Origin of the sequence: Clostridium sp. UBA5988 (assembly GCF_002435615.1) — a bacterium.
GTDB classification, from domain to species: Bacteria; Bacillota; Clostridia; order Clostridiales; family Clostridiaceae; genus Clostridium_J; species Clostridium_J sulfidigenes.
The window spans coordinates 1-23632 of record NZ_DJBA01000035.1 but is presented as its reverse complement, the minus strand read 5'-3'; the positions used below and the strand labels follow the sequence as shown (position 1 = coordinate 23632).

Below are 23632 nucleotides of genomic sequence, written 5' to 3'. Positions count from 1 at the left end.
TATAAATTCAAAAAATTTAGAAAAAGTCATTGACATTATTTATATTAATTGTATATAATAAAAGGGTAGTAAAAATTAGTAAAACTAAATAAAACTAGAAAATAAATTTTAAAAAAGGAGGTAGGAAAATGTTAAACAATTTATTAGTAATCAGTGAAATGAATAGAAATAGAGTTAATGCTAGAGTCAATGTTGGCGCTGGCAATATTAATGGTGCAGATAATCACATTTTACAATTTAATATTTGGAATATTACCCTGCCTCAGAATATAGGTTTAAAAGATTGATTTTTAACAAACTATTTTGTGAGAAAAGTCCTAGGGTAACCCGGGACTTTTTATATATTTATAAGGCTTTTAATACAATTATTTATACTAAGATAAGTAAGATATACATAAGCCTAAAATGAATTTTAATATTTAAGGATTAAATCCTTAGTATTATTCACGCTATAGATGATTTAAGTCATAGTCCTATATACCAAGAGGTATAGGACTATGACTTTTTTATTTTTATTTTTATTTTTAATTATATCTATAGCAAATTTATAGACAGCAGAGTTTAACATGATTGGGGATTATAGGACAAAAGGGAGGAAGTATTATGACTAAGAGGTGGCTTGCAGATACTAATTTTACACATTAAAACATAAGAGGTTAATAATAATAACCACATTGAAGGAGGGATTCAAGTGAAAAAAATCTTGAGTTATGTAAAAAATCATTTAGGGGTAGCTATATTTGGTATAGTTTCAATGATTCTGGTAATTTCAGCAGATTTAACAATTCCCTATGTAACTGAAATATTTATAGATGATGTACTTCGCGGTAAAAACTATGAAATTATAAATAAAATATTGTTTATTATAGGATGTATATCATTAATAAAGTTTTTCTTTGGATATTTAAAGGAGTACTTATTTGATTATTTAGGAATAACTATTTCTAAGGAAGTAAAAGAAACTTTATTCAAGCATATTGAAGGACTGTCCTTCTCTTACTTTGACAAAGTAAACACCGGTGAATTAATGTCAAGAGTTGGAGAAGATGCAGATAATATAATGGACATTATGGGCTTTGGTTTTAGGCTTTTAATAGAAAATATAGCCTACTTTGGTATAGCTTCAGTTCTATTATTAAGGATAAGTCCAACACTTACCTTAGTAGCTCTTTCTACTATGCCAATAATAGCATATATCACCATAAAATCTGAAAAGAAGATTGATGATGTATATGACAGAATAAGTGACCACATTGCAGAGCTAAATACTACGGCACAAGAAAATATTGCTGGAGTTAAGCTAGTTAAAGCTTTTGGAAGAGAAAAACATGAAATTCTTAAATTCTTAAAATACAATTCTAAAAACTTTGACTTACAAATGGAACATACAAAGATATGGATTAAGTTCTTCCCATTAGAGGAGTTCTTAGGGAATCTTTCTGTAGTTCTTGTAACCTGTGTAGGTGGTATTTTAGTAATCTACAATAAGATTACTGTAGGTCAATTGGTGGCATTCACTAGTTATCTATGGATGCTTATATGGCCAATGAGAGAATTTGGATGGCTTATGAATCTATTCTCTAGAACTAAGGCTTCAGCAGGAAAGATAAACAACATTTTAGAGGTAAGCACTACTATTGAAAATTCTAAAGATGGAATTGTTCCACAGAATATAGAAGGTGAATTATCCCTTAAAAATGTATCTTTTACCTATGGAGAAAAGAATGTATTAGATAATATAAATCTAAATATCAAAGCTGGATCTACAGTAGCTATTATGGGTACTACAGGTTCAGGAAAGTCAACATTAATGGCACTCTTAGGAAGAAACTATGATGCTACTGAAGGAGAAATAACTTTAGATGGTATAAATCTTAAGGATTTAAACTTAAAAACTTTAAGAGATAGTATTTCTATAGTTCCACAGGATTCTTTTCTATTCTCTGATACAATTGAGAATAACCTTAAATATGGTAAGAACAATGCTACTAAGGAAGAACTAGAAAAGGCTGTAGAGCTTGCATGTGCAAAGGAATTTGTAGACGGACTCAAGGATGGATATGACACATTAATCGGTGAGAGAGGTCTTGGACTCTCAGGAGGTCAAAAGCAAAGATTATGTATAGCTAGAGCTTTGATAAGAGATAGCAAAATTTTAATTTTAGATGATTCAACTTCTGCTTTAGATATGGAAACAGAGTATCAATTGCTTAAAAATCTATATCATGGAGACACGAAGAAGACTACATTTATCATTGCCCATAGAATATCAGCTGTAAAAAATGCAGATATGATTTTATATATGGAGGATGGAAAGATAGTAGAGAGAGGAAATCATCAAGAACTCTTAAATAAAAAAGGTAAGTATTTTGAGATATATCAAACTCAATTTAAAGATTTCTTAGAGTTGTCAGATGAAGATGTGGCTAACTTTTAAGAGAGAAAGAAGGTGCTAGAATGGCTAAAAATTCAGTTAATCAAGACGAAAAAATTAATAGTTTAAAGGGTCGGGATATACTATTAAGATTAGTGAAATATGTAAAACCCTATAAGTTAAAAGTATCTTTAGTACTTTTTCTTATGCTTATAGTAATGGGTACAGGGCTTTTAAGCCCTATGCTTTTAAAAATTGCTATAGATAATTATATTGAAGTAAAAGATGTAGTAGGACTTATAGTTATAAGTCTAGGGTTAGTAGGAATAAATGTTATAGGTATGTATGCTAGTAAATTATCTACCTATCAAATGAATAAAACCACTCACAGTATACTGCATACCATAAGGCAAGAGCTTTATATTCATATACAAAAACTCTCCTTTTCCTTTTTTGACGATAGACCAGTAGGAAAAATTTTAGCGAGAGTTGTTGGAGACGTAAACTCTCTTTCAGAGCTGTTTTCAAAATCTGTTACTACAGTTATACCACAGGCACTAAATCTTATAGCTATAGGAGTAATACTTTTTGTAATGAATGCAAAATTGGCTATAGTTTCTATAATAATTTTACCGGTACTTGTAGTTGTAGTATCTACAATGATGGTAAAAGCTAGAGCTAAATGGCAGGTATTTAGGCAAAAACGTTCTAATTTAAATGGCTTTACCCATGAATCTTTTTCAGGAATAAAGATTATTCAAAACTTCACCTTTGAAGGAGAAACTACTAAGAAATTTGAAAAAGCTGTAGGTGAGGTTAGAGATGGATTTTTATCAGCAGTTAAATATAACGACTGGCTTTGGTCTTTTATAGATATGTCCTTTGGAATAAGTTCCATCATAGTATTTTGGTATGGAGCAACCTTAACTAGACGTGGAGAAATTTCCATAGGAACCATAATAGCTTTTATATCATATACAAGTATGTTCTGGAGACCAATCATAAATATAGCTTCTTACTACAATACATTAGTTACTAACTTTGCAGCAGCAGAGAGAATATTTGAAATTATGGATGTAGTACCAACCATTGATGAGATGGAGGGAAGTGAAGATATGCCAACTATTAAGGGAGCAGTAGAGTTTAAAAATGTTTCCTTTGAATATGAGAAAGATGTTCAGGTACTTCACAATGTAAACTTTAAAATAAGACCAGGTGAAAATATCGCCTTAGTTGGACCAACAGGGGCAGGAAAGACTACTATAACTAGCTTAATCAGTAGATTTTACGATACTACTGAAGGGGAAGTTTTAATTGATGGTAAGGATGTTTCTAAGGTCAATCTTTATTCATTAAGAAGCCAAATGGGAATAATGCTTCAAGATACATTCTTATTCTCAACTTCTATTAAGGAAAATATTAGATATGGAAAATTAGATGCTACTGATGAAGAGATCATAGCAGCAGCAAAGGCAGTTAATGCCCATGATTTTATTATGAAATTAGAAAAAGGATATGACACAGAAGTTAACGAAAGAGGTTCAAGGCTTTCAGTAGGACAAAGACAACTTATATCCTTTGCAAGAGCATTACTTGCAAATCCAAGAATTCTTATCCTTGATGAAGCAACATCTAATATAGATACGGCAACAGAAATATTAGTTCAAAAAGGTATAAATAAATTACTTCATGGAAGAACTTCCTTTGTAATTGCCCACAGACTTTCAACTATAAGAGACTGTGACAAAATTATGGTAGTAGATGATGGTGAAATTGTAGAGAGTGGAACCCATGAAGAATTATTAAAACTTAAAGGATTCTACTATAACTTATACATGGCTCAGTACAGCTTCTTAAATGAAGGAGCATAAGTGACCATCTAAATCTGCGATTTAGATCTGGGAACTTACTCATTTGAACAAAGTGGAAAGGAGTTTCCTTGAAAATAATATAAGAAAATAAAATTTATTGCTGATTCAATGCATGATTTTAAATTAAATTTTACCTATGAGCTATGTAAATAGTTATATAGCTTCATAGGAAACTATTTGTATATTTAAATATTTTCATATATAACTATTTAAATATATAACTAGTTAACTAGTTGTTCTGCTCATGCGGGTTTCAGCATTTTTCTATATGGTAAATGGTATTAAAATAGAAGGATTAAATTCTTTAATTAGGAAATAAGATTGAGTAATTATTAATTAATCTTATTTCCAACTTTATATATTAAGGGGAAATAAATATGAATGAAGAAAGTATTAAAATAGAAATACCTAATGAGGAAGAAATAGATTATATTGATGAAATGCTTACGGAACATAACAAACTGTCTAAACCCTTTGAACAAGAGGAGCCATACATTAAGATAAATCGTTGTATTAAAAGTGAAAAGGGTGAGGTCATAGGAGGAATATTAGCTTACTCTGTGTTTTGGCGCATTTTCTATATTGATACATTGTGGATTAAAGACGATTATCGCAATAGAGGATATGGTTCAATACTTTTGAAAGAGGCAGAGGATGCAGCAAGGAGTCAAGGATGTCATATAGCACATCTAGATACCTTCGATTTTCAAGGTCCAGACTTTTATATGAAGAATGGATATAAGGTTTTTGGAATTTTAGAGGATAGCCCTAAAGGACATAAGGAGTATTTTTTAACTAAGAAGCTATAAATGAGGTTAAAAGAAATCTTTGAATTGAAATGAGGAGAAAAATATAATGATCTATGAAGTAGATAGTAATTTAAGAAAAGATTTATATTCTGTTTTTAAAAATATAGATTGTACACTTATTCTTTCATGCCTTCAAGGACATATGGGAAAAGTCTGGGTTGATGACATTGAAAAACCAACAGTTGTACAGGTTATAGTAGGGGTTTTTGCATTTTATGCAGGAGATCCTAACAGTAGGGAAGCAGAAGAACTATTATATAATTTGCCTGAGAATATTTTAGTTATCGTGGATACTGAAGAGTGGAAAAAACGTATAGAAATTATTCATAAGGGACGTATGGAAAAGTTTCAACGTTATAGATTTAAAAGGGCTATTAAGAATTTAGATGTTGATCATTTAAATACATTTCTATCAACATTACCTGAAGGATATGAGTTAAAAAAAATAGATAAATCTTTAGCAAAAAATCCATCACTACAAGAGTTATCAGAAGATTTTACAAGTCAGTTTAAATCCATAGATGATTATATCAATATAGGCATTGGATTCTGTATTTTGCATAATGAAAAGATTGTATCGGCAGCGTCATCTTATAGTGTTTACGATGAAGGAATCGAAATTGAAGTTGATACACTTCCAGAATACAGAAGGAAAGGGTTAGCAACTATAGCAGCTGCTGCATTAATTTTAGACTGTATTAGCAAGGGGAAGTATCCTAGTTGGGATGCTGCTAATCTTGAGTCTGTTAAGTTAGCTCAGAAGCTTGGATATGTATTAAAAGAACCATATGATACTTATTATGTTAATTATATAAGATAGATTTATTAAGGGGTTTTAATATGAAGTTTAGGTTTGTACCTATGAATGATAATTATGCAAAAACAATGATTAATGAATGGAAATATGAAAATGAATATTCCATATATGATTATTGTAATGAGGCAGAAGATTTACTGGAAAAGAAAGATTGGGGTTTCAGTAAATTTGCAGTTTTAAATGAAAAAGAAATTTTAGTAGGGGAATTAGCTATAAATTTTTTTAGAGAAGTTGAAGAAGATTCAGATGATGATGGTTATGTTGATATGGATACAGTGAAAGATAATCTTGATATAATTTATGAAATGTGGATTGGTTTTGGGTTGAAACCTAATTTAACAGGAATAGGTTTAGGAAAGGAATTTGTTTCTGCTTGTGTTAATTTTGCAGTAGAATATCATCAATATAAAGGCGATTATGTAAGGTTAGGAGTAGCTGAATTTAATAAAAGAGCAATAAAAACTTATGAGAAATCAGGCTTTAAAGTATTTAGTGAATATGATGGCGAGATTGCAGGAGAGAAAGTCAAAGTATTATGGATGAGAAAGTCGCAATCGTAAGAATAGGGCGAAGCAAACTATTTGGGGGGATATAAATGAAAGTAAGAGAATATATAGATACTGATAATTCTCAATGGGTAAGGTGTAGAGTTCTATCCTTTTTAGATAGTGCATATTTTGATAATGTACTGCGTGAAAAAGAACACTATAAAAATCCTTCCGTTGAGTTAGTGGCAGAGGTTGATGATAAAATTATAGGCTTAATAGACATAGAGTATGAGACTGATAAAGGAACGGTTTGTTATAATTCTAATGAATTAGGTGGTGTTATATGGCATATAGCAGTTTTACCCGAATTTAGAAAGTTAGGTGTTGCAACCTTGTTGTTAAATGAAGCAATAAATAGGCTGAAAAGCAAAAGTATAAAGAAAATTGAAGCATGGACAAGAGATGATAAATGGGTAAATGATTGGTATAAAAATAGAGGATTTAATTGGAAAGAGTCTTACCTCCATGTTTATGCTGAAGGTGATGAATGCGATATAATTACACAATCTAAAATTAATAAATTATTTATATGCAGTAGTTTTGCTCACTACATAGGTAAAGATAAAGATACTATTAAAAAAGCATTCAAAAGAGTACACGAGTGTAATTTATATGAGTTAATATTGATAGATTAGTTCGGAATCTTCTAATATCATGAATTATTAACAAAGTTATACACAGAAAATAGTCTAAAAATACGTGATATATAAGTTTCAATAAATAAAACTCATTAATCTTCCCTAATGGAATCTAAGATTGCAAGTAAATTTAATGTAGAAATTTTATTAAAACATATATAATAAAAAATCTAATTATAGCTAGAGAGAAGATAGGAGGGATAACTATGATTTTTAAAATAATAGGTAGTGGAGGATGTGTTGCTCTACCAAAGCCACTTTGCTGCTGTAGAGTATGTATGGAGGCAAGAAAGAAGGGAAATCCTTATGCAAGATTTGGATGTAGCTTATATTTAGAAGAAGCTAAGCTACTTATAGACACTCCAGAGGATATTGCTCAAAGCTTAAATTATGGAGAAATTAAGGAAATAGATAGAGTTTTATATAGTCATATGGATCCAGATCATACCCTTGGTATGAGAGTTTTTGAACAGCTTCGACTAAATTGGCTAAATATTTCCCAAGGAATAGAATGTGATAGTCCCATAGAAGTTATAGCTATGAAACACGTAATGGAAGATTTAAATTCCATACGCTCAAAGCATGGATCATATTTTGACTACTATGAAAAAATAAGAAATTTAATAAAAAGACATGTGGTTAATGATTCAATACAAATAGGAGAAATAAAAATAACTCTAATTAAGGCTGAATCTGCTACAGTATTTGTTTTTGAAGAAGGAGAAAAGAAGCTTATATATGCTCCTTGTGATGTAAAACCTTTCCCAGTGAATGGAATCTTTAAGGATGCTTATGTAATGATTATAGGTAATACAGTTATTGGTGATGTCTTAAAGGGTGACTTTAAGTTAGAAGAGGACAATCCTTTAAGAGAAGAATTATTTGTAATGGATGAGATAGTGGAGTTAAAGAATAAATATAATATAAAAAAGGTTATAATGACACATCTTGAGGAAGATTGGGGAAAATCCTATGATGATTATTTAGAGCTAGAAAATCATTATGAAGATATTAGCTTTGCTTACGATGGAATGGTAATAGAGTTATAAGATTGTTGAAGATAATTTTGATTATAGAATTGTTCAGTAGGGATTAAAGAGAGAGAGTAATTTTTAGAATTTTTAGAAAGCTAGGTGACTTATGATGATAAACATTATAGATACTTTTAAGGATTATAAGGGATTTATGGAAGAAAACTTAAATAAAGAGCCTAAGGAAAAGATGGAGTTATGGGAGAAGTTTTACAATAGTAATTTTCCAGAGATGGGGAGAAAATGTAAAGAAGACTATGAATCAGAAGGGTATAACTGGAAGAAAATGGGGCTAACTATGGTATTTAATAGGTCTGAGGAGGACTTTCCTAATATGATAGAAGGCTATAAGAATCTTTTAAAGACTTTTAATGGTATAGAAGAAAAAGTTAAGGCTATATTTCATATTGAAATGGATATAAATATAGTGCTATATAGGGGATTATTAAATTCTGCTGGATGGGTAGATGAATATGAGGGGAAAAGAGCTATGCTCTTTGGTGTTGATAAGATTGCAAAGCTTGGATGGCAACAGGAGGAGAAAATAGATGCTTTAGTTTGTCACGAACTTTGTCATGTAGTTCACTTTCAAATAAGAGGTGAATCAAAATTACCAAAGCAGGTAGATCAGAGTAAGTATAATGAAGGAATCTGGAATATATATGAGGAAGGCTTTGCCCAATATTTTCAACAAGTATTAGGAGAGAGTATCGTTGATTCTAGGGGAGAGCAGTGGAGCATTGACTGTGAAGAGTTAGAAAAAGAACTTAAATTAAAATATGTAGAAGCTTTAAAGGACAAAGAAAAAGGAACTAGAGACTTTTATGGTGATTGGTTCAAAGTTTTAGGTATCAGTGATGTGGGGTATTTCTTAGGAGCTAAGCTGATAGGTGAGTTAAGTAAGAGATATACCGTGGAAGATATAGCAGCTATGGATTTTGTGAATATAGAAAAAGAAGTTTTAAGATTTTTAGAAGCATAAGGGTAAATGAAAGAAGTGATGAGTATGAAGGATGACATATTAAAGCTAGTAAAATTAGAAAATGACAAGGTGCTCATATTAAGAAAACCAACAGAAGAGGATGCAGAGGCTATGATTGAGTATCTAAATATAGTTGGTGGAGAAAGTGATAACCTTCTATTTGGTAAGAATGAGTTTAGACTTACTGTAGAACAGGAGAGGGAGTATATTAAAAATATAAATGAAAATAATAATGATCTTATGCTCCTAGGTATTATAGATAATCAAATAGTTAGTGTTTCTCAAGTTAGTGCTCCCAATAGAAAAAGAATAGCCCATAATAGTGAATTAGCTATTTCAGTAAAAAAAGAATACTGGAGCATGGGAATTGGCACTACAGTTATGAAAGTATTAATAGACTTTGCTAAGAAGCATGAGACTATAAAAACTATAAGTTTAGGTGTTAAAGCTAGCAATATAAAAGCTCAACATCTTTATGAGAAGCTTGGATTTGAAAAAGTGGGAGTTCATAGAAACTTCTTTAACATAGATGGAATTTATGATGATGAAATTCTTATGGATTTATATATAGATTAAATAGGTATTACGGGGATTTAATAAAAGGTCAAAGGGGAGAAATATAAGTTGGAAAAACAAGAATTAAAACAATTGTTAAAGAGTATACAGGAAAGTGAATATAAAGTTCCAGAAGGTGTAGATCCATATGAGTTATCCCTAAAAATGATGGATAATATAGGTGATATTGATAGTGAATTGCGTGATGATCTTATACTTTCCAATTTATTTACTTGGATATATGAAAATCAGCTATCAGGGAAGCAGGTTAATGAGCTATTGTGGATAGCTTTAGATGAAAATCATATTCTTAAGGGTTTAGGTAACATTGATGATTCGGTTTTCTGTAGAACCTTTTCAAGTGAAATAGTTGCAGCATGCATCTATAGACATAGAAGGGATAAGTTCTTATCTAAAAGTGATATGGAAAAGGCCTTCGATACTCTTTTGAAATTTTATAATGAAGATAAGGATGTTAGAGGATATATAGAAGTTAAAGGATGGGCTCATGGAGCTGCCCATGGTGCTGATGCTCTTGATGAATTTGCTAGATGTGAAGAAATTGGATATGAGAGATTAAAAAATATACTAGATGCATTTTATAAAAAGATAAATATAAATTATTATGGTTACATTCATTTTGAGGATGAACGTATAATTACAGCTGTTAAATCTATATTGGAAAGAGAAATAATACCAATAGAAGAAATAGAAGCTTGGGTTAAGGGGTTCAACAAAATAGAAAAAGTGGGAAGATATCCAGAAGATTTGGTCATTGATTTTAATGTAAATATATTTTTGAAAAGCCTGTACTTTAGACTAATTGATATACCTAAATATGAGAATATTGCAAATACAGCTAGAGAAGTATTGAATGAAATAAGTAGATTTAAATAGGAGGAGTAGAAATGCTAAAGGTGATGCAGATTTCAAGTGATATTGCAGATGTTGTCCATGCTATACAAAAAAGGTCATTTAAACAATTGCTTGACAAATATCATGATTATGATGTAAATCCTGCAATGGAAAGTATTGATATGGTTAAAAAAAAGATGGATAGAGCCAATACTACAGCTTATATTTTTAAACTGAACGACGTTAATGTTGGCTGGGTTAGAGTAACAGAATTAGCGAAAATGACTTATAAGATATCAGCTTTATGTGTTCTTCCAGAATACCAAAATAGGGGAATTGCACAAGAAGCATTGAAACAAATAGAAAGTTATTATCCTAAAGCACAGAAGTGGATTTTAGATACAATACTTCAGGAAAAGGGCAACTGTCATCTATACGAAAAATTAGGATATAAAAAAGTTGGTGATCTAATACCGATAAATGAAAGAATGACACTTGTTAGTTATGAAAAGATATGTAAAATATAAGATTGATTATTTACTAGAAGTAATTTGAAAATTATAAGATAGTTCGAACTTGCCTAATTAAAAAAAAGAGGAGTGATACTAAGTGACAAGTCATAATATTATGAATGAAATGAAAATTGACAAGTCGTGCTTTGAGGTATTTCCAGAATTAGAATCTGATAGATTAATATTTAGAGAGGTAAATCCAGAAGATGTAGAAGAGATATTTAAGATTTATAGTGATCCTGAAGTTGCTAAATATGATTGGTTTACACCCATTAATACTAAAGATGATGCACTATCCATAATAAATCATTACAAAAATGAATTTAAAAATAAAGAAGAGATTACATGGGGTGTAGCAAGAAAGAATGATAATAAAATCATTGGATATTGTAATTTAGGGAGCTTTGATGATGATTCAATAAGAAGCGAGATTGGATATGGCTTTAATCGTGATGAATGGAATAAAGGATATGCAACTGAAGTTATAAAGGTTTTGGTGAAATTCGGGTTTGAAGTAATGAACTTTAATAGAATAGAAGCTACTGTAACCCTTGGTAATGAAGCTTCTGTAAAAGCTCTAAAAAAAGCAAACTTTGTTCAAGAGGGTATTTTTAGAGAAAGAACCATTATGAAAGGTGAGTTTGTGGATGATATTGTATTAGCTATATTAAAGAAGGATTATAAATCATAAGCAATTATATTAAATAAATATAGGAGAAAATTTTATGAGAAATGAAAAGGAAATGTTTGATTTAATATTAGGTGTTGCAAATAGAGATAGCCGAATTAGAGCTGTTTATATGAATGGTTCTCGGGCAAACCCTAATGTGAAAAAAGATATTTTTCAGGACTATGACATTGTTTATGTAGTTACTGAAACAGAATCTTTTCTGAGAGATGAAGGATGGACAAGTGTTTTTGGTGAGCCAATTATTTTCCAAGAACCTGATAAGCTTGATAAAATGCAAGGAATAGATGTTGATTTTAAAAATGGTTATACTTATTTAATGCAGTTTACAGATGGAAATAGAATTGACTTGCATATTCAGCCTATGGAGATGCTAATAAAGGAATATGGAAAAGATAAGTTAACTGTTCCTTTACTTGATAAAGACAGCTGTTTACCACAAATACCATCAACAACTGATGAAGATTATTGGGTTAAAAGACCTACCTATGGACAATATTTTAGTCGATGTAATAATTTTTGGTGGGTAGCACCATACTGTGCAAAGGGACTTTGGAGGGAAGAAATTCTATTTATAATAGAAGTAATGAATAGTTATGTACGACAAGAATTATTAACTATGTTATCTTGGAAGGTTGGTATTCAAACAGAATTTAAAGTAAGTATAGGGAAAGCAAATAAATATTTAAAAGAATATTTGGATTTAGATGTATGGACAAGGTTAATGAGTACCTTTAATATGAGTGATTATGATTCCTCTTGGAATGCATTAATTACAACATGCCAGTTATTTGAAGAGATTGCACCTGAAGTAGGTAAAATATTTGGATATGAATATAATTATGAAGAAGCTAAAAGAAGCTTTGAGTTTATAAAGCATATCAAAGAATTACCGAGGGATGCTACAGAAATATATTAATTATAAGTTAGCCTTAATTTTTAAAATCACAAAGGGGCAGACTCACAATTTTAGGTAAGGTGGTATTTAGATGAAGATAGAGGATATTTCAAAGATAGAACAGGAAGATGATAGAGTTTCAGCTCTTTATGATATTTTTGATGAAGGTTCAAGATTATCTACAAAGGCAAGGCAAGTGGAGTTTTTAACAACAGTAAGGCAGATTGAAAAAAATCTTATACCAGGTATGAAAATACTTGATTTAGGAGCTGGAACAGGAGAATATAGCTTGTACTTTGCAAAAAAGGGATTTGATGTAACTGCCATTGAGCTAGTTGAAAAACATGTTATGCAAATAAAGGGAAAAGTTGATTCTCAAATGTCCATGGAAGTATTTCAAGGTAATGCAATGGATATATCTATGATTAAAGATAAAACTTATGATATTGTATTATGTTTTGGTCCCTTATATCATTTGTCAAAAATTCAACATAGGATGAAGTGCATAGCAGAAGTAAAAAGAGTTTGTAAGAAGGATGGAAAGATGTTCTTTGCATTTATATCAAATGACATGGTTATTACTACGGAAACTATGCTCTATGAAGAAGATTTTTTAAAGGGAAATAACTATAATCATGACACCTTTAAAGTTGTAGACTTTCCTTTTGTTTTCCATACAGTAGACCAGTGTAGAAAGCTATTAAGAGAATCTGACTTAAAAGTTACGTCAGAGATTGCTGCAGATGGATTAAGTGAACTTTTGGAAGATAAAATAAATAATATGGATGAGGAAAGTTATAGTAAGTGGCTTAACTATCATTATTATTGCTGTGAAAAGCCTGAGTTTTTAGGTACAAGTAATCACCTTTTATTTGTAGCAGAGAAGTAAATATTAAATTCATTGTGAATTGAGGTGTAAATGATGATTGAATTGATACAGCCAGACCTTTGTCTTGAAGAAAAATTTATTGAAATGTTTAATGACTATAATAAAAATGAGGAAGATGTGATTGATAGAAGGTATTCTAGAGCAAATTATGATTTTAAAAGCTATTTAGATTATCTTAAGAAGAGGGAAAAAGGAGTTAATCTAGAAGTGGGACACGTTGCATCATCAGAATGGTGGCTTTTAAATGAAAACAAGGATATTTTAGGAACTGTTAGATTAAGATATGAGCTTAATGAGACAAACTATGAAGAAGGTGGACATATTGGTTATGATATATCACCAAGGTATAGAAAAAAGGGATATGGAAAGTTAATATTAAATTTAATATTGGAAAAAGCAAGGGTGCTAGGACATAGAACAGTTTTAGTAACATGTGACTTTGATAATATTGGTTCTAAAAAGATAATTGAGTACAATGGTGGAAGGTTAGAAAACACTGTAATTTCAAAGGAATCAGGTAAGGAAGTATTAAGATATTGGATAGAACTTTAAGAGGAGAGGACTTCTTTTTACCACAGATAGCTATGGAAAAGTATATTATTTAAGATATCTATTTAATTGGTATATGATATATGAACTATAGTGATATAAATAATATGAAAGATACAGTCTACAAGAATTAAAGGAATGAAGTTATTATCTGACAGGAGGAATTTACATGAATTTGATAGAATTTCGGGAATAATCCTTGGAAAACATGAGTTGTTTGACGACTTAAAGACAGGTAGAAAACCATATGAAATATTATTAGAAGTGTTGGGAGATAAAAGACTACCATTTATCGCAGACTTTGATTGTTGCCATACACATCCTATGTTTACCCTACCAATAGGGTGTGAGATTGAACTTGATGCTACAAACAAGAAAGTAAGTATTATTGAGGAATGGGGATTATAGGGTATTGCGAATTTAACAATGTTTACTAATTACTGGAGGGAGAATTTATGGAAGCATATATAAAAATGAAATTGCAGGAAAGAAACCATAGAATAATTGAAGCTATTATCAAAAAGGCAGAAAATGTATGTCCAGGCTCCATTGCATTAATAGGAATTGCCGGTTCGTTCCATTCTGGTGATATCTATGAAAAATCCGACTTAGACTTATGTATCGTTATTAATGATGATAGTGGTTGGAAAGTTGCATCGTGCTTTATCATTGAGGATGTAGCTTTTGATATATATTGTACTCCGTGGAATAGACTCGAGGAAATGTCAAAATATAATGATCCCTATATTACAAAACTAATAGAGTTAGATATTGTTTACTGTAATGATGAGAAGTACATGCAGAAATATATGAAATTAAGATCAGTTGTTATAAATAAACTAAATGAAGAATATTCAATAGAAGATATTGAGAAGGCTGAAAATTTTGTCAATGAAGCAGTGAAAGGATATGGAAATATAATGCTGAGTAATAAATACGGCGAATGTAGATATGAGGCAGCAAGTATTTTATATTATATTGAGTTTGCTATTTATATGTATAATAAGTCATATGTAAAAAGAGGTGTTAAAAGAGTCCCAGAAGAAATTTCTACAATGAAATATCTTCCCATAGGTTTTAATGAATTATATTGGAATTTAATCAAAGCGGCAAGTATTCAAGAGATTAAAGAATCATCAACAATGTTAATGAAAGCACTAAAAGATTTTGCAAAGGAAATGAAGGATAAAGTTATTTCAAAAAAGGTAATCTCCCAAGCTGATATTATTGGCACATATGAAGAAATTTATTCTAATTGGAAGAATAAAATGTATCATGCTGCTGAAAAGGGTGATACCTATTTATCATTGATGACAGCTGCCAGTTGCCAACAATTCTATGACGAAATGTACAGTAAATACGATATTGCTAGAACAGACCTAATGAAAAATATCACTCCAGATAACTTAGCTTTATCAGCAGAAGAATTTGATAATTCAATGGAAGAATATAAAAAGAACTATGAAACACTTGGCATGGAGACTAAATGTTACAAAAATTTAGATGAATTTGAAAAAATGTATTTAGGAGGAATTTTATGATTAATTTGAGGTATCCAATAATAGAAGATACTGAGGAATTCTTTAGAATACTTACAGAAGGAAAGTTTGAATTTTATTATGCAACAATACCTGAAAGTATTGAGTTAGAGAGAGAATGGATTGAGAGACGAGAGTATAAAAGAGAAAATAATCTTGAGTATAATTATTCAATTATTCATGAAGATGCTGTGATTGGTGGATGTAATATAAAAATATTTCAAGATAGTCCTCACGTTGGAGAAATAGGTTATTTTATAGATAAAAAATTTTTTAACAGGGGCATTGCAACTGAAGTTGTAAAGAGGTTAGAAAATATTGCTTTTAATAATTTGGAGTTAATAAGACTGGAAATTCGTATGGATCCACAAAATAGAGCAAGTGAAAGAGTGGCAATAAAGAATAACTTTAAAAAAGAGGGATTATTAAAAAAGGTTATGAAGTTTGAGAATAACTATTATGATAATTTGCTATATGCAAAAATAAATGAAGAATAACCAAAGGAGAGACTATATGATTAAATTGAATAGTAAAGAATTTAAGAAAATAATACCTTTAGTTAAATCTCAGAATGAGTTGTCTGTATTTACTGTTATCAATGGAGATATGCCTGGAGAGATATATGTAAACAACATTGATAATCCATCAGCAGCATTGATAAAAACTAGTGAGTGTAATTTAATTACAGGTAGTTCCAATGATGAAGTATTTAATTCTGAGGTGTCTTCAAAATTGGATTTTTGGGATCAATTAACTCCAGATTCAGGGGAATGGATGGATAAAATACCAATAATTCATAGGAATCAGTTCATTAGAAAATATAAAAGAAGACGCTATGTTCTTTCTCGTGATGAGTTTGTGGAATGTGATACAACTTTGAGAAAAGGGTATGTAATAGAAAAAGTAGATATATCTTTATTAAGACAAAATTCCTTTGAAAACTCAGAAAAATTGCTAGAATGGATTGAAAATTGGGGTAATGATGAAAATTTTGAGGAGTGTGGTGTGGGGTATTTTGTACGTAATGATAAGACAATTGTAAGCTGGTCATTGAGTGATTGTAGTTTTGATAAGAAAATTGCAATTGGAATCCATACAGATAAAAGATATAGAAAAAATGGTTTTGGGAAAATAGTTGCATCTGCAACTATTAGTGGGTGCTTTGCTAAAGGATACGAAAAAATTGAGTGGCTTTGTGTAGATTCAAATAAAGGTTCTATAGCATTAGCTGAAAATTTAGGATTTACATGCAGTAATTATTATTATTCATTTTCTTCATATCCTCCAATTGAAAATTTAAAGGATTTATCTGAAGTAGAGTGGCATGAATGGGGTGAATATTTAGAAGATGCATATAAAATTGAAGAATGTTTGATATGGGATTGTCTTTACTGTTATATAAAATCTAATGATGTTAAAAAAACAATTGATATCATGACAATTATGAAGCATAAGAAAATTACTATAGACTATATAAAAATTAAAAGTTATATTACTACACTTCAAACTTATGGTATATGTTCTAACTTTACTAAAAAAGAATGGATTAATTTTATAAATGAAAATATTAGTATAGAAACAGAAAATCTAATTATAAGACCATTTTTACCATCCGATGTAAAGGATGCAGTATATTATAGTCAACAACCCAATGTGTCTTACTGGCTGTCTGATATGGTCTTGCATAATGAGTTAGAAGCACTTTCTTGGATAAATTGGCTAAATGAAAAGTTTAATGTAAATGAGCCTTTTATAATATTGGCAATTGAATATAAGGTGGAGCATAAATGTATTGGTGTTGTGGGAGTTCATGCAAAAGCTGAAATAGATAATGAAGTTGAGATTTTATATGGTATTTCTGATAGCTACCAAGGGAATGGATATGCAACAGAAGCAGCTAAAGCGCTAATTCAGTGGGTTTTTGAAAATACTGAATTAAAGTCTTTAACTGCAATCGTAAAGCCAGAGAACACTTCATCTAAAACTGTGATTAATAAACTTGGATTTAATTATGTTGACGACAGAGTAGTACTATATGATGGTGAAATGTGTAAGTTTGATTATTATAAATTATATAATAGTCATTCATAATAATTATATTTTATATATTATGGTAGTAAAACAATAGTAGAAGAAAATAAAGGAATTTAAATCAAAAGGGGAAATTTATATGGTGACGCATAGGGGAACACAAACAATAAATACAGATAGGCTTTTACTAAGAAAGCTTGAAGTTGCAGATGCCAATGATATGTTTAAAAACTGGGCAACAGATAGTGAAGTAACAAAATTTTTATCTTGGAAGCCCCATGATAATGTAGAAGAAACTAAAGAAATTATAAAACAGTGGACTTTGGAATATGAAAATGATGATAACTATAATTGGGCTATTGTGTTAAAAGATGTTGGAGAAGTTATAGGTGAAATTTCTTTAGTGAGGATGGATGAAAAGCACTATTCCTGTGAAGTAGGCTATTGTATGTCAAGAAAATATTGGAATATGGGCATAATGACTGAAGCATTGAAGGCTGTGATTGATTATTTATTTTCTGAAGTTGGATTTAATAGAATAGTAGCACTTCATGATACTAAAAATGGTGCATCAGGAAAGGTAATGGCTAAAAGTGGAATGAAGTATGAAGGAACATTAAGACAAGCTAGTTTCAGTGAGAAAAGAGGCTTTTATGATTTAGCGATATATGCCATATTAAAAGATGAATGGAATAGTGAAAGTAGAAGTTATAATAGAGAAAGTTCTATGAATATAAAGGAGAATATTGATATGTATACAAAAAATGAAATTATAGAAATTGCTAAGACTCAGTTAGCCTTAGATTATAGCTGTAAGGTAGCTGATTTTGAAAAAGAAGTAAATACAATAGTTGAGAATAAACTTGTTGAAGGTAGAAGAATTTATGATAATGATGGATGTGCTCTTAAAATACTATGTTTTGGAAACAAAGCAATTATCAGTACAACTGATACATTGATGTCATGGTTTCAGGAAAAACTTATTAATGAAGATGCAGCATGGCTTTTTGAATATCCCAAATTGAGAGTTATGGATAAAAAGTTGCAAGAGATTGATCATGAAATAGCAGATGTTCACCATTATTATCTACCCAATCCAGATGTCAAAGAAATAGATAAACCTAGCTATAATATAAAGTGGTATGAACAAGAGGATATTTTGCAGTTTGATGGTGATGAAAGATTTGGAGAAGCTTTTGCCTTTGATAAAAATCATCCTGATATGCTTGCAGTTTCTGCTTGGGATGGTGATGAAATAATTGGTATGGCTGGTGCCAGTGCAGATAGTAAAACCATGTGGCAAATAGGTATTGATGTTTTGCCAGGTAATCGAGGTAAGGGGATAGGAACAACCTTAGTTAAACTTTTAAAAAATGAGATTTTAAAAAGAGGAAAGGTTCCTTTTTATGGAACGGTGGAATCTCATTTTCACTCACAGAATATTGCTATAAATTCAGGGTTTTTCCCAGCATGGGCGGAACTTTATTCAAGAAGTAATTCCAAGGAATGCTAGTGTCATTAAATTATATAAGGAATGTGGTTTTGATTTTATAAAGTATTAAAGGAGATAATTATGATTTTAAACCAAGTTATAGGAATTGAAACGGAGAGATTAATTATTAGAACAATGTCACTTAGACTTATAACAGAAGTCTTAAAAAATGATATAAATGCATATGATCATATAGGTGTAAATTTTAATGAAGAATGGCCAAGCTCCGATATAATGCCTGCGTTACCAATATTTAAGGCTCAGCTAGAAAAGAAACTTCCTGATGGATATGGACCTTGGATTTTTATTGATAAGGCTGACAATACCATAATTGGTGATGGTGGATTTAAAGGCTGTCCAAATGAGATTGGAGAAATTGAAATTGGTTATAACATAGTTGAAAGCAAAAGAATGCTTGGGTATGGCTATGAAGCAGTTAATGCTTTGATAGAATGGGCATTTTCTCAGGAATCTGTGAAGGTAATTACGGCAGAATGCTTAAGAGATAATATGCCCTCTATTAATTTATTAAATAAGGTCGGAATGACTAAGGTTAGAGATGATGAAGAATTGGTTTACTTATCCTTAGATAAGGGCATTTAATAGTATAGTGCTTATCATGGAATAAATTATTAAGGATAAGGAGAATATCGATAAATATGAATAAGATTGCTGTAATAGGTAGTGGTGGTTCAGGTAAATCTACATTTTCACGTAAGTTAGGAAACATATTAAATCTTCCTGTATATCATCTAGATACTATGTATTGGAACCCGGGTTGGATAGAGACGCCAAAGGGTAAATGGGAGAGTGTAGTAAGAGAATTAGCTGATAATGATCAATGGATTATAGATGGAAACTATAGATCAACTATGGATATAAGGTTAAACTCAGCAGATACAATAATATTTCTTAATATGTCAACTCTACTTTGCACCTATAGAATTATAAAGAGAAGATTTATGTTCAAAGGAAAGAAAAGGCCAGATATGACAGAGGGATGTGAAGAAAAGCTAGATTTAGAGTTTGTTAAATGGGTATTGAAGTTCAATAAAAATGAAAGACCTAAGATTTTAGAAAAGCTTAAAAACTATGAAGACAAAAAGATAATAGTACTTAATAATCTAAGAGAAGTAGATGAACTTCTTAAGAATTTAAAAGAAAGTTAGTATGAAAGATGTAAAGGAGATGAAAGAATGAGTATAATTCATAGTTTTGATGAGTGCATGGAGTCCATAATAAATCCAAAAGAAGTAATAGAGAAAATTGAAGGTTTTCCTAAAGTAGTAATAGCCACTTTTTCTCATAAAGTAATGGATGTTTTTTCAAAGTTAGAAGGTGTAGTTCAAGTAGGAGTTACAAGGTCAGTAAATGGTGACATAATTATTTATAAGATGAATTACAAGGGCAAGGATATAGGATTTTATATGACTCCAGTAGGAGGCTCCTTTGCAACAGGTACCCTTGAAGAAATTATAGCTATGGGAGCAGAGAAGGTTATAGTATATGGCTCTTGTGGTTCATTAGATAAAAATATTACAGCTGGACATTTAATTGTTCCAACTGATGCATATAGAGATGAAGGGGTAAGTTATCACTATATGAAGCCAAGTGATTATGTAACTATTGAAAAGGCTGATAAATTGGCAAGTATATTAGATAATTTACAAATTCCCTATGTTAAAGGGAAAATTTGGACAACTGATGCAATTTATAGGGAAACCATAGGAAATATGCAAAAAAGAAAGGCTGAAGGTTGTATTGCTGTGGATATGGAATGTGCATCACTAGCAGCTATGTGCAAGTTTAGAGGAGTAGAGTTTTTTCAATTTCTATACTCAGCAGATAACTTAGATAGTGAAAAGTGGGAAAAAAGAATTCTTGGTAATTTAGACTTAAGTGAAAGAGAAAGATATATGATGATAGCCTTTGAAATTGCGAGTAATATATAAAGTGAGTTCTTTGCATTAGAGGGAGTCTTTACTCCCCCTAAAACTTAGAACTCTCTTTTATTCTTCACCTTTAAATATGGAGCCTAATCCTTTAATAGATAAATATATTATAAGCATTACTACAAATATTCCGCCCATACCTTTACCCATTACAATTAAACTTTTCATGAATAACTCTATATTTATATTCATTACATGCCACCTCCGATTAAGAAGAGAACTAATCCACCAGCTATAACAGATCCTATTTGTCCAGATACGTTAGCTGCAACTGCATGCATTAATAAGAAGTTTTGCGGATCTTCTTTTTGACCCATTTTTTGGATTACTCTAGCGGACATAGGAAATGCTGATATTCCAGCTGCTCCAACCATTGGATTAATTTTATCCTTTGCAAATAGATTTATAAATTTAGCAAATAAAACTCCACCAATAGTGTCAAATATGAAGGCAATTAGACCAAGACCTATAATCATAAAGGTTTGAGAGGTTACAAAGAATTCAGCTTTCATCTTAGAAGCTATAGTAATTCCTAAAAGTAAGGTTACTAAGTTAGCTAATTCATTTTGTGCAGTGCTGGATAACCTTTCTAAAACACCACATTCTCTAATTAGGTTACCAAACATTAAGAAACCTATTAAAGCTACAGAGGTTGGTGCAATAAGACCAGCTATAACAGTAACTATTATTGGAAATAATATCTTTGTAGTTTTAGAAACAGATTTAGGATTGTACTTCATTTTTATCTGTCTCTCTTTTTTAGTAGTTACTAGCTTGATAGCAGCTGGTTGAATAATTGGTACTAAAGACATATAAGAATAGGCGGCCACGGTTATGGGTCCTATGTAGTTGCTTTTAAAATAGTTTGCAACAAAGATAGAAGTAGGTCCATCAGCAGCTCCTATAATTCCGATGGAAGCTGCATCTTTTAATGAAAATCCTATTAGTGCCGCTAAAGAAATGGTAAAGAATATACCAAACTGAGCTGCAGCGCCAAATAAAAGCATTTTCGGATTTGTAAGCAATGGACCAAAGTCGATCATAGCTCCAATACCTATGAATAAAATAAGTGGAAATAGCTCATTAGCTATACCCATATTAAATAAATTGTCTATTATTCCGATTTCTTCATGACCATTAATAAGTTGAGTTACAGCTCCAGAGAGCGGTAAGTTTACAAGAATTGCACCAAACCCCATTGGTAGTAAAAGTGCCGGTTCAAAACCTTTTTTAATAGCAAGCCATATTAGCCCTGCACCTATACACCACATTATTAGTTGTTGCCAGGTGACGGACATTATGCCCTTCAGTAGAAATTCCATGATTAATCCTCCCATATAAGTTAAATATTTTGCCAGTGTAGTTATAATAAAATAGTATTCCCCAATATATTTATTACAACAACATAATTTTACTACAACGTATACATAATTTCTATAATTGTATTTATATAACATAAAAATAACCTAGGTTATAGTTAAAAGTGAATAGAATAAGCACTTAACCTACAACCTTAGGTTAAAATATAATCATTAAGTAGTTAAGTAATCTTTTAATGTTTTTATAATAAAATCTATGTTTTCATAACTAATCCAGTAGTGAGTAACAAATCTCATTAAGCCATCTTCTATATCACAAACCTTTATACCTCTTTCTAAAAGGTATTGAACTAAGTCTTGAGAATTTATAGAAGTAGGTAGTTCAAAGAATACCATATTTATGTGTAGGTTATCTTCCATTACTTTAAATCCAGGAAGTTTTGCTAGTTCTTTAGATAAGTATACAGCTTTCTCATGATCTACTTTTAGGTTTTCTCTCATATCTTTTAATGCCACAAGCCCAGCAGCAGTTATTACACCACATTGTCTTAAGCCACCACCCATTAGTTTTCTATATTTTCTAGCTCTATCAATAAATTCTTTGCTACCTGCTAAAATAGATCCTACAGGAGAACAAAGTCCTTTTGATAAGCAGAACATTACTGTATCTACATTTTTAGTGATTTCCTTTACATCTACATCAAGATAAGCAGCTGCATTAAATAATCTTGCACCATCTAGATGAATAGGTAAGTTATGTTTATTAGCAACTTTTCTTATTTCAGCCATATTTTCTAGAGAAATAACTCTTCCATTTGAATGAGAATTTTCAAGACATATTAAGGCTGTATCAGGATAATGGATATCTTCTTCTTTTCTTATGGTTGCTTCTATTTCACTAGGTGAAAGTTCACCCTTATTGCTATTTAAGGTTCTAAGTTGAACTCCAGCAATAATTGATGCTGCTCCAACTTCATGACAAACTATATGACAGTCATTTCCTAGAATAACCTCATTCCCTTGTCTACAGTGAGTAAGTAATGAAAGTTGGTTCCCAAAGGTTCCACTAGGAACAAATAGTGCAGCTTCTTTGCCTACAAGTTCTGCAGCATATTTTTCAAGTTCTACAGTAGTCTCATCATCTCCATATACGTCATCACCTACAGTAGCTTCGTACATAGCCTTTCTCATAGCTTCCGTTGGTTCTGTTACAGTGTCACTTCTTAAATCGATAAATTTCATACATATATCCCCCCTACGTCATAAGGTAGTGTAAAATTTTTT

The 23632-nt window shown here is 30.8% G+C and carries 27 protein-coding genes; 24 read left to right on the top strand and 3 right to left on the bottom strand.

Annotated features, from left to right (window positions below; all coding sequences use genetic code 11):
* Positions 1-128 precede the first annotated feature (128 nt).
* The 24 genes from B3J31_RS10015 (at position 129) to B3J31_RS09900 (ending at position 21029) form a co-directional block, all read left to right on the top strand.
* The gene (locus B3J31_RS10015) at positions 129-287 is read left to right on the top strand and encodes a hypothetical protein (protein ID WP_346868337.1); all 159 of its coding nucleotides are present in this window, start codon (positions 129-131) and stop codon (positions 285-287) included.
* A 404-nt stretch (positions 288-691) separates the two neighbouring features.
* The gene (locus B3J31_RS10010) at positions 692-2437 is read left to right on the top strand and encodes an ABC transporter ATP-binding protein (RefSeq protein WP_346868336.1); all 1746 of its coding nucleotides are present in this window, start codon (positions 692-694) and stop codon (positions 2435-2437) included.
* Positions 2438-2457: 20 nt separating this feature from the next.
* Positions 2458-4245, top strand: coding sequence for an ABC transporter ATP-binding protein (locus B3J31_RS10005; protein ID WP_346868335.1), 1788 nt, complete (start codon positions 2458-2460; stop codon positions 4243-4245).
* Positions 4246-4622: 377 nt separating this feature from the next.
* Positions 4623-5054, top strand: coding sequence for a GNAT family N-acetyltransferase (locus tag B3J31_RS10000; RefSeq protein WP_346868334.1), 432 nt, complete (start codon positions 4623-4625; stop codon positions 5052-5054).
* A 46-nt stretch (positions 5055-5100) separates the two neighbouring features.
* Positions 5101-5874 (top strand): GNAT family N-acetyltransferase, encoded by a 774-nt coding sequence (locus B3J31_RS09995; protein WP_346868333.1) that lies wholly within the window; start codon positions 5101-5103, stop codon positions 5872-5874.
* Positions 5875-5894: 20 nt separating this feature from the next.
* Complete coding sequence (locus B3J31_RS09990; RefSeq protein WP_346868332.1) at positions 5895-6431, top strand: GNAT family N-acetyltransferase; 537 nt, start codon at positions 5895-5897, stop codon at positions 6429-6431.
* A gap of 35 nt (positions 6432-6466) precedes the next feature.
* Positions 6467-7054, top strand: coding sequence for a GNAT family N-acetyltransferase (locus B3J31_RS09985; RefSeq protein WP_150845728.1), 588 nt, complete (start codon positions 6467-6469; stop codon positions 7052-7054).
* A gap of 209 nt (positions 7055-7263) precedes the next feature.
* Positions 7264-8106 (top strand): MBL fold metallo-hydrolase, encoded by an 843-nt coding sequence (locus tag B3J31_RS09980; RefSeq protein WP_346868331.1) that lies wholly within the window; start codon positions 7264-7266, stop codon positions 8104-8106.
* Between the two features lie 94 nt (positions 8107-8200).
* Positions 8201-9070, top strand: a complete 870-nt coding sequence (locus B3J31_RS09975) for a hypothetical protein (protein ID WP_346868330.1) — start codon at positions 8201-8203, stop codon at positions 9068-9070.
* Positions 9071-9076: 6 nt separating this feature from the next.
* A complete protein-coding gene (locus tag B3J31_RS09970; RefSeq protein ID WP_414632870.1) occupies positions 9077-9646 on the top strand; it encodes a GNAT family N-acetyltransferase in 570 nt (189 codons plus the stop codon).
* Positions 9647-9694: 48 nt separating this feature from the next.
* On the top strand, positions 9695-10522 hold the full coding sequence (locus B3J31_RS09965; protein ID WP_346868329.1) for a DUF2785 domain-containing protein: 828 nt from the start codon (positions 9695-9697) through the stop codon (positions 10520-10522).
* A gap of 11 nt (positions 10523-10533) precedes the next feature.
* Positions 10534-11007, top strand: coding sequence for a GNAT family N-acetyltransferase (locus B3J31_RS09960; protein ID WP_346868328.1), 474 nt, complete (start codon positions 10534-10536; stop codon positions 11005-11007).
* 82 nt (positions 11008-11089) lie between these two features.
* Positions 11090-11683 (top strand): GNAT family protein, encoded by a 594-nt coding sequence (locus B3J31_RS09955; protein ID WP_346868327.1) that lies wholly within the window; start codon positions 11090-11092, stop codon positions 11681-11683.
* Between the two features lie 34 nt (positions 11684-11717).
* The gene (locus B3J31_RS09950) at positions 11718-12599 is read left to right on the top strand and encodes an aminoglycoside 6-adenylyltransferase (RefSeq protein ID WP_346868326.1); all 882 of its coding nucleotides are present in this window, start codon (positions 11718-11720) and stop codon (positions 12597-12599) included.
* A gap of 70 nt (positions 12600-12669) precedes the next feature.
* The gene (locus tag B3J31_RS09945) at positions 12670-13467 is read left to right on the top strand and encodes a class I SAM-dependent methyltransferase (RefSeq protein WP_346868325.1); all 798 of its coding nucleotides are present in this window, start codon (positions 12670-12672) and stop codon (positions 13465-13467) included.
* Positions 13468-13500: 33 nt separating this feature from the next.
* Positions 13501-14019 carry a GNAT family N-acetyltransferase gene (locus B3J31_RS09940; RefSeq protein WP_346868324.1) on the top strand — a complete coding sequence of 173 codons (519 nt, stop codon included), beginning with the start codon at positions 13501-13503 and terminating at the stop codon, positions 14017-14019.
* A gap of 135 nt (positions 14020-14154) precedes the next feature.
* On the top strand, positions 14155-14424 hold the full coding sequence (locus B3J31_RS09935) for a hypothetical protein (protein WP_346868323.1): 270 nt from the start codon (positions 14155-14157) through the stop codon (positions 14422-14424).
* A 65-nt stretch (positions 14425-14489) separates the two neighbouring features.
* Complete coding sequence (locus B3J31_RS09930) at positions 14490-15557, top strand: hypothetical protein (RefSeq protein ID WP_346868322.1); 1068 nt, start codon at positions 14490-14492, stop codon at positions 15555-15557.
* Positions 15554-16051 (top strand): GNAT family N-acetyltransferase, encoded by a 498-nt coding sequence (locus B3J31_RS09925; protein ID WP_346868321.1) that lies wholly within the window; start codon positions 15554-15556, stop codon positions 16049-16051. Before B3J31_RS09930 ends, B3J31_RS09925 begins: the two co-directional genes overlap by 4 nt.
* 16 nt (positions 16052-16067) lie before the next feature.
* Positions 16068-17645 carry a GNAT family N-acetyltransferase gene (locus B3J31_RS09920; RefSeq protein WP_346868320.1) on the top strand — a complete coding sequence of 526 codons (1578 nt, stop codon included), beginning with the start codon at positions 16068-16070 and terminating at the stop codon, positions 17643-17645.
* Between the two features lie 79 nt (positions 17646-17724).
* Positions 17725-19098 carry a GNAT family N-acetyltransferase gene (locus B3J31_RS09915; protein ID WP_346868319.1) on the top strand — a complete coding sequence of 458 codons (1374 nt, stop codon included), beginning with the start codon at positions 17725-17727 and terminating at the stop codon, positions 19096-19098.
* A 60-nt stretch (positions 19099-19158) separates the two neighbouring features.
* A complete protein-coding gene (locus tag B3J31_RS09910; protein WP_346868318.1) occupies positions 19159-19680 on the top strand; it encodes a GNAT family protein in 522 nt (173 codons plus the stop codon).
* A 56-nt stretch (positions 19681-19736) separates the two neighbouring features.
* Positions 19737-20246, top strand: coding sequence for a DNA topology modulation protein (locus tag B3J31_RS09905; RefSeq protein WP_346868317.1), 510 nt, complete (start codon positions 19737-19739; stop codon positions 20244-20246).
* Positions 20247-20273: 27 nt separating this feature from the next.
* Positions 20274-21029: a nucleoside phosphorylase gene (locus tag B3J31_RS09900; protein WP_346868316.1), complete on the top strand. Its 756-nt coding sequence runs from the start codon at positions 20274-20276 to the stop codon at positions 21027-21029.
* A gap of 57 nt (positions 21030-21086) precedes the next feature.
* On the opposite strand, the gene B3J31_RS09895 is transcribed toward B3J31_RS09900, so the two are convergent.
* From B3J31_RS09895 to ltaE, 3 genes are all read right to left on the bottom strand, one after another.
* Positions 21087-21221, bottom strand: coding sequence for an OadG-related small transporter subunit (locus tag B3J31_RS09895; RefSeq protein ID WP_346868315.1), 135 nt, complete (start codon positions 21219-21221; stop codon positions 21087-21089).
* Positions 21221-22351 carry a sodium ion-translocating decarboxylase subunit beta gene (locus B3J31_RS09890; protein ID WP_346868314.1) on the bottom strand — a complete coding sequence of 377 codons (1131 nt, stop codon included), beginning with the start codon at positions 22349-22351 and terminating at the stop codon, positions 21221-21223. Before B3J31_RS09890 ends, B3J31_RS09895 begins: the two co-directional genes overlap by 1 nt.
* A 210-nt stretch (positions 22352-22561) precedes the next feature.
* On the bottom strand, positions 22562-23590 hold the full coding sequence (gene ltaE, locus B3J31_RS09885) for a low-specificity L-threonine aldolase (RefSeq protein ID WP_346873963.1): 1029 nt from the start codon (positions 23588-23590) through the stop codon (positions 22562-22564).
* Between the last annotated feature and the right edge of the window lie 42 nt (positions 23591-23632).